We start from the raw sequence: 386 nt of genomic DNA, 5'->3' as shown, positions 1-386 counted from the left end.
ATGACGGTCTTGCCGTCGCTCAGCGTGAAGGTCAGCGCGCCGTGGTTGTTGATCGGCAGACCGTCTTTGTTGGTCAGGGTGATGGTGTAGGTGATCTCGCCGCCTTCGGTCACCGAAGGGGTGGCGGTCAGTTTCGCCACCACTTCGTCGGTGGTGTCGGTGACGTCGACCTTCGCCGAGCCGCCCAACTCCAGGTTTTCGAAGGTACGGCCGTCAACGTCCACAGCGGACTTGATGCCCAAGCTGATCTCACCGGCGTCGTTGTAGACGTCGTCGCCCTGCGCATCGTGGGTATACGGCGCGCTGGTATCACCGGCTTTGATGGTGACCTGAGCGTTGTTGCTCAGGGTCACGACCAGGTCGTGGTCCAGCGGCTGGTTGATGTG

Annotated in this window: 1 protein-coding gene; it reads right to left on the bottom strand. The window is 61.7% G+C overall.

From position 1 onward, the window contains the following. The coding region (locus SB756_RS28380) for an immunoglobulin-like domain-containing protein (protein ID WP_410912820.1) at positions 1-386 on the bottom strand (386 nt) is incomplete at both ends.

Source organism: Pseudomonas sp. SIMBA_068, from assembly GCF_046534705.1.
GTDB lineage: Bacteria > Pseudomonadota > Gammaproteobacteria > Pseudomonadales > Pseudomonadaceae > Aquipseudomonas > Aquipseudomonas putida.
The sequence above is the reverse complement of the archived record's forward strand: the minus strand, read 5'-3'. Positions and strand labels throughout refer to the sequence as shown.